The 8369-nt window shown below is 39.8% G+C and carries 8 protein-coding genes; 4 read left to right on the top strand and 4 right to left on the bottom strand.

Annotation, left to right across the window (positions count from 1 at the left end; translation table 11 throughout):
• A partial coding sequence (locus BLQ57_RS21400) for a hypothetical protein (protein ID WP_449353813.1) occupies positions 1 to 343 on the top strand: 343 nt, incomplete at its 5' end.
• 45 nt (positions 344 to 388) lie between these two features.
• On the opposite strand, the gene BLQ57_RS20290 is transcribed toward BLQ57_RS21400, so the two are convergent.
• Together BLQ57_RS20290 and BLQ57_RS20285 are read right to left on the bottom strand one after the other, a co-directional pair.
• The gene (locus BLQ57_RS20290; RefSeq protein ID WP_139162845.1) at positions 389 to 664 is read right to left on the bottom strand and encodes a hypothetical protein; all 276 of its coding nucleotides are present in this window, start codon (positions 662 to 664) and stop codon (positions 389 to 391) included.
• Positions 665 to 1183: 519 nt separating this feature from the next.
• On the bottom strand, positions 1184 to 1627 hold the full coding sequence (locus tag BLQ57_RS20285) for a MauE/DoxX family redox-associated membrane protein (protein WP_087941452.1): 444 nt from the start codon (positions 1625 to 1627) through the stop codon (positions 1184 to 1186).
• Positions 1628 to 2155: 528 nt separating this feature from the next.
• Between BLQ57_RS20285 and BLQ57_RS20280 the strand changes: the two genes are divergently transcribed.
• The 3 genes from BLQ57_RS20280 to BLQ57_RS20270 all read left to right on the top strand — a co-directional run bounded on the left by BLQ57_RS20280 (position 2156) and on the right by BLQ57_RS20270 (position 4470).
• Complete coding sequence (locus BLQ57_RS20280; RefSeq protein ID WP_087941453.1) at positions 2156 to 2353, top strand: hypothetical protein; 198 nt, start codon at positions 2156 to 2158, stop codon at positions 2351 to 2353.
• A 337-nt stretch (positions 2354 to 2690) separates the two neighbouring features.
• Positions 2691 to 3773, top strand: coding sequence for a histidine kinase (locus tag BLQ57_RS20275; RefSeq protein ID WP_087941454.1), 1083 nt, complete (start codon positions 2691 to 2693; stop codon positions 3771 to 3773).
• Positions 3757 to 4470, top strand: coding sequence for a LytR/AlgR family response regulator transcription factor (locus BLQ57_RS20270; protein WP_087941455.1), 714 nt, complete (start codon positions 3757 to 3759; stop codon positions 4468 to 4470). The genes BLQ57_RS20275 and BLQ57_RS20270 overlap by 17 nt, the downstream gene beginning before the upstream one ends.
• Positions 4471 to 4531: 61 nt before the next feature.
• On the opposite strand, the gene BLQ57_RS20265 is transcribed toward BLQ57_RS20270, so the two are convergent.
• Both BLQ57_RS20265 and BLQ57_RS21395 read right to left on the bottom strand, forming a co-directional pair.
• On the bottom strand, positions 4532 to 7123 hold the full coding sequence (locus BLQ57_RS20265) for a thiopeptide-type bacteriocin biosynthesis protein (RefSeq protein ID WP_087941456.1): 2592 nt from the start codon (positions 7121 to 7123) through the stop codon (positions 4532 to 4534).
• Between the two features lie 943 nt (positions 7124 to 8066).
• A partial coding sequence (locus tag BLQ57_RS21395; RefSeq protein WP_449353812.1) for a hypothetical protein occupies positions 8067 to 8369 on the bottom strand: 303 nt, incomplete at its 5' end.

The following is an 8369-nucleotide window of genomic DNA, read 5'->3' as shown; positions in this document are numbered from 1 at the left end:
CAACTTCAAAGACGAGAAAACTATTCTGGGTTGCGGAGAAGCCCAGGTCAGAACCCAGCAAGCTTGTGAAAAGGTCCCCGCATTCCTAACCGCCGTTTATTCCATGCTTCTACTGGCCGCAGAATCTGCCAAAAATCAAGTCCTACCCAGGCCAAAGTGGTATAAATCAGAAAAATCGGTCCGTACAACAACTGGCGACATACTGAATCAATTTAGAGCAATAAACTGGGCTAATACTTCAAAAATCAATTTCTCCGACTTCGTTAACATCCAGAAAAAACTGCAAACACTTAAAAAATCTGATAATCCTATCCTGTCCGCATTATTTCACGCCAGGAATTAGCCAAACTTGAGAGGCCGGGATTAATTCCCGGCCCACCTTGCCAACTTATTGAGCAATACGAAGATTGCTCGCATTTTGGACGACAAAGACTTTCTCCTGTTCAGTAGAAATGGGTTGCCCCATTCCAAATGGCTGATCAAAAAGACAGTCTTCTGTTTCATCCTGATTGCAGACATAGGTGTCTTCATCCGGATCGATATCAGTGACATCATACCAGACGCCCCCGGCGAGTCCATACTCCCCTGTGCTAGCTTTTGGGGAAGTGAACGCAACCGCGGCAAATGCTGCCAGCACAAAGGCCAGCAACGGAAGCTTACTCATTAGTTTGTTCATAACAATGCACCCTTTTTTAACACATCAAAAAGAGCGAAACCGTTTTGGTTAATTGCCTACTCTAAACTGGGTTTTCGGCATCTCCCAAAAGGATTCATCGGTACTGGTCTGTCTCTCCTACCCAGGCCATTGAGAGAAATGAATCCTCTTTTTTATCATTTTTTGCAGCCATGGTCTAATCCGCCAGGCTGTGGGGTCAGTTTTACAGCAGCTGACCCCTATTTTTTTAATCCCAACCTTTGAGGTCTTCGTCCCCGAAGCCTATTGATCCGATTCCCCTTCCAGACAGCGGGAAAGCAGACCTCGAAGGTTTTTTTATGTAGGTACCGGAATAGTCAGATTTTCCTAACTCAAGTCTTCAGATTTATCTGCCTCAGGCAGGCTCGGTCCTCCCTGTTTTCCAATCTCTTAATTTCCATTCTCTTTTCCCTGTTCCCTGTTCCCTATCCTCTATTCTCTGTTCCTTGTTCCTTGTTCTCCAATCTCTTATTCTTCAATCTCTATTCTCTATTCCCCGTTTCCTGTTCCCTGACCTTCGACCTGGTTCAAGTCTTCCGACTTGGACCTAAGCCCATACACCGCCAATCCCATCAATCCCAAATTCAAGAAAAAATGCTCTGCCCATCCCATGCTTTCCATAAAACCGGCGCAACTGCAGGGTACTCGGGGAAAGGCCCCAACCCAAATCAATCCCACATAGGTGGTAAAAACTGAGAGGAGAAGAAGACTACCAAGATAGCCCCACCAGCGACTGACTTGGAAAAGAAGCAAAAGTGCCAATAGCAGTTCCAAAGCAGGAACTCCTATTGCCAACACTTCCTCCAAATCATTGGGCATAGGCTGATTGAGAAAAGCCTTTCGACTTGATTCAAAGCGAAAGAACTTTTCTAGGCCTGTATAGACCCAAACTAAAATCAAGAAAATAGATGGAATTAATTTCAACCAACGCATACCCAGCCCTCCAATAGTGTGGGGACTAAAGTCAAGACTATTTTTTAGACACGAAAATTTCTGGGATAATTCAATATAAAAGTGGGATAATTGAATAAAAAGCGGGGATAACTCGATTAAAAAGTGGGACAAGTGAAAAAAAAGCACTTATCCCATCTTGTAACGTAACTTATAGGAATAGTCTTTTATCCAAGAAACAAATGGATTGGGACTTTTATATTATTCGCAAATCCAAATCTTCTGAATTGGAGAAGATTCCATCGATCTTGGTCATGATAGCTAGTTAGTAATAATTCACTATCCAAAACTGGATTGATTGAATAGTCTTCGAGAAAAAATTTTCCTTTAAATATGAAATTTTACGTATTTATGAGGCTATCAAAGGAATTTTAGTAGAAAAATACACCTGACTATTAGACTCTTACAAAAATTACATTATATTTATAGTCGAAAAGGCCTTTTTAGTACGTTAAAAGGTAGCAATCTACCCCTGGGATTCTGTTACCTGATTTTAAAAACTGAACAGAAATGATACTTAACGAAAGAAGAATCATCTATGCTCAGGATATCATGGCAATGACAGGCCGAAGTAAATCCTATGCTTATGAAAATTTAAAGCAAATCAGGAAGCACTTCAAGAAAGCGAAACATCAGCTGGTCAGTCTGCAAGAATTTGCGGCGTATCATGGTATCTCTGTCGATGATCTGAAGCAATTTGGGTCATAAGGCTAAAGTCCAAAAAATAAACGGACTCCATTTTAAATGAAATCCGTTTCAAAAGGGCCTTGCCCACCGGAATGACGATCCGGTATTTGCTTTTTAAAGCAGCTTTAGGATTAATTAAGATTGTAAACAGGCTCCTTGCTGTATTAGGCCTGTACCGATCACTACATTACATCTTTACTAAACCCTGGTAATGGTGGTGCGGCATTCTCGGAAAATGCTTGTGGTAAACCGCTTTACTCTTTTACCCCCATCATCAGCGTGTCTTCGGATTGGGAAATGATCTACTTGTAGATTCAAATCCCTACTAGATTGTTGTTTTACCATAAATTTGTTTTTCATGAAAAGTATATGGGGACTGCCATCTTTTCAATTTTCTGGGACAAACAGAAGAATTTCTGGGATAATTAAACTATCTGAGAGGGTTATCGAAAAACCGCTATGGCTTTTGTTCTTCTTTTGGATATTTTATTCCCTTGTTGATTTTGGATTTACAAAAGTCTTCAATCTTGACTCAAAGAGCTTAGAATTTGGTTTGATTACAGCCATTTTTGGGTTCCTTACCAGTATTGTATTTTTTTATTGGCTTATCACCAGTCTTTTCATTGAAAAAAGAAATATTCAATATTTTTCTATTGGATTATTTTACCTTTCATTGATTACTATTTCAAAATATTACTTGCTGATCGAAATAAATGAAGCTGCGGCATTAAGGGTTTATTTATTTGATGAAAGCATCAGGTGGTTTCATTTTTTTATCTTCACCTCCTTAATCTGGGCCTTTCATGCTTGGGTATTGCTATATGGAAAAAACTCCAAAACCGAAAAAAAATATGAGGAGCTGTCCATAGCCCATCAGTCCTTACAGCTTAGCCCCCATTTTTTAATGAATATTATTGGGTCCATAGCAGGCAAATCCAGAAGGTATTCCGAAGATCTATTCAAGGACATTACGCACTATACCAATATTTTAAGTTACGCCTATCAGAATCATGAGGAATTTAATTCCTTGGCGGCGGAGATCAACACCATTATTTCATTCCTACATAGTCAGCGGCTTCGATTTGGAAAAGAGCTTCAGCTGATCGCCGAAATCGATGAGGAGTTGCTGGAAAAAATAGAACTAACCATGCCCAAAATGCTTTTGCTCACCTTGATTGAGAACTGCTTTAAGCATGGGGAAATAAGAAACCCCCTCCATCCCATTCAAATCAAAATAAACTGGCTTTCAAGCGAAAGCCGCCTCACTTTATTTACACAAAATAAAATCAAGGAAAACCCAATCACCCGATCCACCAAGTTTGGCTTGACCAGCATCAAAAGACTACTTAAACATCATTTCCCAGCTAGTCAGCTCGTCCTAACAGAAAATCCACCCCATTTTACTGTAAAACTATCTATCCCCTATGAAGAGTCTAGTTAAACTAGGATTAATCGATGATGAATTCTTTGAATTGGAAAATTTAAAAGGCTTGCTTAAAGGAATACCCGGATACAAAGTATCCTTCGCGGTAACAGACCCTAAAGAAGGAATCAAGCTTGCCAGAAATTTTGAATGTGATATTTTAATGACTGATATCGAAATGGATAAGCTGAACGGGCTGATTATATCCGAGGAAATGGAAAAGATTGGGATCCCAGTCATTGTATGTTCGGCCTATGAAAAATATGCCCTTGACAGCATCAATCTTTCGGTAGCAGGGTATTTGGTAAAACCCGTCAAGACGCTTCCGTTAAAGGATCTTTTAAACAAAGTGAAATCCAAATTTATTGAGCCAAGAAAGACTTCCCCCGGTCATAGCTTGAACTTTGTCATGCTAAGAACACCCGATAGTTTTGGCTCTTTTAAAATCTATTGGATTGATATTTATTATATCGAACAAATCAAAAACTACACCTACCTCTATTCTGAAAATCAAACGTTTAGAGAGAGATCCACCTTGGAGGACTGGGCATCTAAGGCCCCCGAAGAATTATTTATCCGTGTTCACAATGCCATAATTGTTAATTTCTCCTATGTCACACGGATAGTTGGAAACAATGTTGAATTAAGCAATGGCAAAAATCTTCCTTTGAGCTATCGGTACCGAAAGGCATTTAAAGAAGCATGTAATTTATAGCCTAATGATCTTAGCTGTACCAAATTCCAAATCATCAATGAATCAAACTGCTGGTAAGAAATTAAGAAGTTGAGTAATGGTCATTTCCCAAGCGCTGGTAAAGCTTATAGATGACAACCTGCTCGTGATGAGGAGCATCCAAACCAAATATCCGGTTGCAACACATATGTAAATGATTGAATACGAACAAAATTGATTTTTCAGAATCAAAATATTCATGGTTTCTAAACATAGCCAAATAGGCATCTTTTATGGATTGAGAAATCTCCAATTCTACCCTGAAATCTGCTAGTTCCTTCAACTTCCTACGCTCTTGATATGGAATATCCTTCACCAAATCTCTGATAAAGGAAAACATTTCCTTGGCTTTGGGAGAGGCAGTGATAACAAGGTAATACAACTGAACCACCCATTCGGTATGCGAAACTGGATCAAGTTCTGACCAGAAATTAGTTTTATCCGGCAGGAAACCTAAAACCAATTTACTTTCAAAGGAAAAAATCAACTCAGACTGCACTATTCCCTTGGACCCATATTTTCCTACCTCAGGATAGTAATCAGCTTTTAGAATATGCTTGACCCAGGCAGAATTCTTGATCAGTTGCTCTAATTTGGAAAACAGGGGTTTATTCAAATTGGGTTGGCTGCACTTCACCCGCAGTCTTAACTCAGCCATAGGACTTTTATAAACCAAGAAATACCAGGATTCAAGGAAAAACAAGTCATTCAACTCCTCCATGATATGCGGAAGGCTCCGATCTAGAAAGATGGGAATGGCTTCATCTTCCATCAATATTCTGATGCTAAGCCAGTTTGGGTCCTGAGTGGAAACCAAATGTATAAAATAGGGTTTCGCATCAGGATAGGTAGTTGATTTTAAAAGCTTGGAATAGATAAATTGGGGATACATTTTTGATCCATTTTCCTTTCGGAATCCGCTGTCATTCTTCCAGGAGCAAGCGTAAATGAATAATTCCTCATGTATCTTCAACTCCTCCCATAGGAGCTTCAAATCCCTTGGATCCTCCCAGTTGAGCAGGAGTTCCCGGTCCAAATACCCCACCAAAACCTCAGGAGGTATTCGATCATGTTGAAGATGCTTCCATAACTTTTCCTCAGAATCAAACTGACTAATCTGCAATTTCCATCTTCTATCCTGGACTTGAATATCTCCCCAAAAAAGAGCGGGGAGGTAGTTTCCTTCTTGAAAAGCAGGATGAACATAGGGTAAAAACTTAAATTGCTGTTGATGCGCAATTTCCCAGATCAACCTAGAAGGAAAATAGGAAATATGTGTTGGGTTTAATGGATGCTGAATCGTGGGAATAATTCTCTTCCTCAGGCTTTTACTGATGAGGATAAATTCATCATCTCTCAATCCGAGGCATAAATCTGCCATTCCCAAAACCCTATTTTTGGTTTCTTTTATAAATGGGTTTATCACATAGAAATAAGGGTTTTTATGCCTACAAATAAGATTTGATTTTTGGGATTCAAAAAGTAACACATCTGCATAGATTACATGATTCTGCTCATCCTCTTTGGGAAAATTATCCCTGAGATTATCGAAAATCTCTTCATCCAAGCTAAATCGGCCACTATAAGCGAAGGGCCTATTACTGGCAATATTTTCAATGTAGACTTTGTTTTTGCCTCCTACTTTGAAAACCAAATGAATATGTTCAAGGGACTGAGTAGGCTTGAGCTCGAATAATTCCTTAAGATCAATCTTCTTTACATTTCCCCAGAAACTTTCTTTCAATGCCGAGTTGATGGAATCTGAGGTGGCTGATGATGTTTTGAAAATTTTAGGAATCTCAGTTAACTGTTCCATAAGGGCTAATGGAACAAAACGATCATCATAATGAAAGAGAAACCATTTTTTTAATTCTTGAATAAATGGACTGGAGACTGGTGAAAACAAGGCTCCTGCTTGTGCTATAAATTGGTCAAGTTGATTTTGGATAGATTGAGAAACATGAATGGAATTTGAAATTTTCAAATCAATAGAAGGTGCTACTTTGGTTTCTGTATTCGGGCCAATGGAAGGAAATCTAGCATCCAAGAGTAAACCTGATTCGAGAAATGAGTTCCAAATTGATATCGCCGTGTTGGGATTAATATCAGAAAATAGACCCAGAAATTCGGCCTGATTAATGGATTTAGCAGTCACTAGGTGGTTGACCAGATCATCTACCATTTTGATATTGGAAATAGAGCTTCTCCTCCAGCCTTCTTCTATTTTGCAATAGCTCCAATAATGGAAAAAATTACCCTCTCCTATTAAGCCTGGGGCCAACCTGTATCGCTTTTCATCCTCAGCTTGATTATCGGGTATGGATGGGGTTAATTCTGAAATAATCGTGTAGTCAAGGTCAGCAATGAGAGGAAAGGTCTCTTTTTGCCAGCTTGCCAGCCCTACTCCTGCCCAGTAGCCAAAAGGAGTACATCGATAGCGCCCTCTCAGTAAGTATTTGTAGATTTTCAGTTTAAGTTGGGCTGATAAATCAGCGGGCTTTTTACCTCTCAGCTTAAGAGAAAGGGAGTTTGAGGAAGTAGCGATTGCTTTTTGGATAAAGTCCCAATGGACAAGCCATTGTTTTTCGTCTTTTGGGTCAAAATCGAGGAGGTGGAGTCGGTAGAGGAGTTTCATTGCTTTTTTTCCTAAGCTTAGCAGTTTAAGAAATGAGCCGAAAAATTTTGGGACAACTCAATGAAAAGTGAGGATAAGTGAAGGGTTTTGAAAAGGGAAAAGGCAAAGGAGTACAGGGAGGATTAGGCAGTCGCAGTACACAGTAAGTAGGGTGTAAGTCATGAGGCTAGTTCACGGCCATTAGATAAGGATTTATATTCCTATGATCTCAGGCTGTTCAGGTTGGTCGTGATTTCCAATAGCGATCCATTATCTTATCCGAATAATGCCAAAGATCGCGCCTTCAGCGCTCTGGTTTTGACTTTCTTTTTTTACCCCAAATTGAATTTGGGGCAGATACAGCTTGCGCCTTCAGCGCTTTTCAAAACCAGAATTTATCATTAGGTCATTATCATTCGTGTTTATTTGAGATTCTGGCTGGTCGTGATTTGCAATCGCGACCCATTATCGTAGGATTTGTAATCCGAAAATCAATGTTCCTAATTTATCCTTACCGACCTATCAGGCACAATCCTTTACCCTCGGAGGGTTCAGCCTTGATCTAATCCAAGATTTTATTGCATATGGACCGTCCCTATGGGACTCTTTGAGTTTTTATTAACTCATTTTTTCTAGGGATTAAAATCCCTAGTTAATTTATTGTTCGTCCCTACGGGACTTTAGCACGTGCACTTTCCTAATCTCCGGGATGTGGTTCGAATTGCTCACCACGGGGCAAATCACTAGGCCTTGCCCCGGGCACTGAACCAAACCCTCCGAGGGTTCTTCTTAATCGAAGCCAAGGTTTGAATTGACAAAAACTATAGCCAAAACCCAATCCCTCGGAGGGTTCAGCCTTGATCTAATCTAGGATTTTATTGCATATAAACCGTCCCTATGGGACTCTTTGAGTTTCTACTGACTCATTATTTCTAGGGATTAAAATCCCTAGTCTCAAGTTTGGCTAATTCCTGGCGTGAAATAATGCGGACAGGATAGGATTATCAGATTTTTTAAGTGTTTGCAGTTTTTTCTGGATGTTAACGAAGTCGGAGAAATTGATTTTTGAAGTATTAGCCCAGTTTATTGCTCTAAATTGATTCAGTATGTCGCCAGTTGTTGTACGGACCGATTTTTCTGATTTATACCACTTTGGCCTGGGTAGGACTTGATTTTTGGCAGATTCTGCGGCCAGTAGAAGCATGGAATAAACGGCGGTTAGGAATGCGGGGACCTTTTCACAAGCTTGCTGGGTTCTGACCTGGGC

Origin of the sequence: Algoriphagus faecimaris (assembly GCF_900101705.1) — a bacterium.
Lineage (GTDB): Bacteria > Bacteroidota > Bacteroidia > Cytophagales > Cyclobacteriaceae > Algoriphagus > Algoriphagus faecimaris.
Note: the sequence above shows the minus strand (reverse complement) of the source record. Positions and strands in the feature narration are given on the sequence as shown.

Coding starts and splice junctions, on each gene's coding strand:
- BLQ57_RS20275 (WP_087941454.1), top strand. CDS start 2,691: ATGAAAAGTATATGGGGACTGCCATCTTTTCAATTTTCTGGGACAAAC.
- BLQ57_RS20265 (WP_087941456.1), bottom strand. CDS start 7,123: ATGAAACTCCTCTACCGACTCCACCTCCTCGATTTTGACCCAAAAGAC.
- BLQ57_RS20285 (WP_087941452.1), bottom strand. CDS start 1,627: ATGCGTTGGTTGAAATTAATTCCATCTATTTTCTTGATTTTAGTTTGG.
- BLQ57_RS20290 (WP_139162845.1), bottom strand. CDS start 664: ATGAGTAAGCTTCCGTTGCTGGCCTTTGTGCTGGCAGCATTTGCCGCG.
- BLQ57_RS20280 (WP_087941453.1), top strand. CDS start 2,156: ATGATACTTAACGAAAGAAGAATCATCTATGCTCAGGATATCATGGCA.
- BLQ57_RS20270 (WP_087941455.1), top strand. CDS start 3,757: ATGAAGAGTCTAGTTAAACTAGGATTAATCGATGATGAATTCTTTGAA.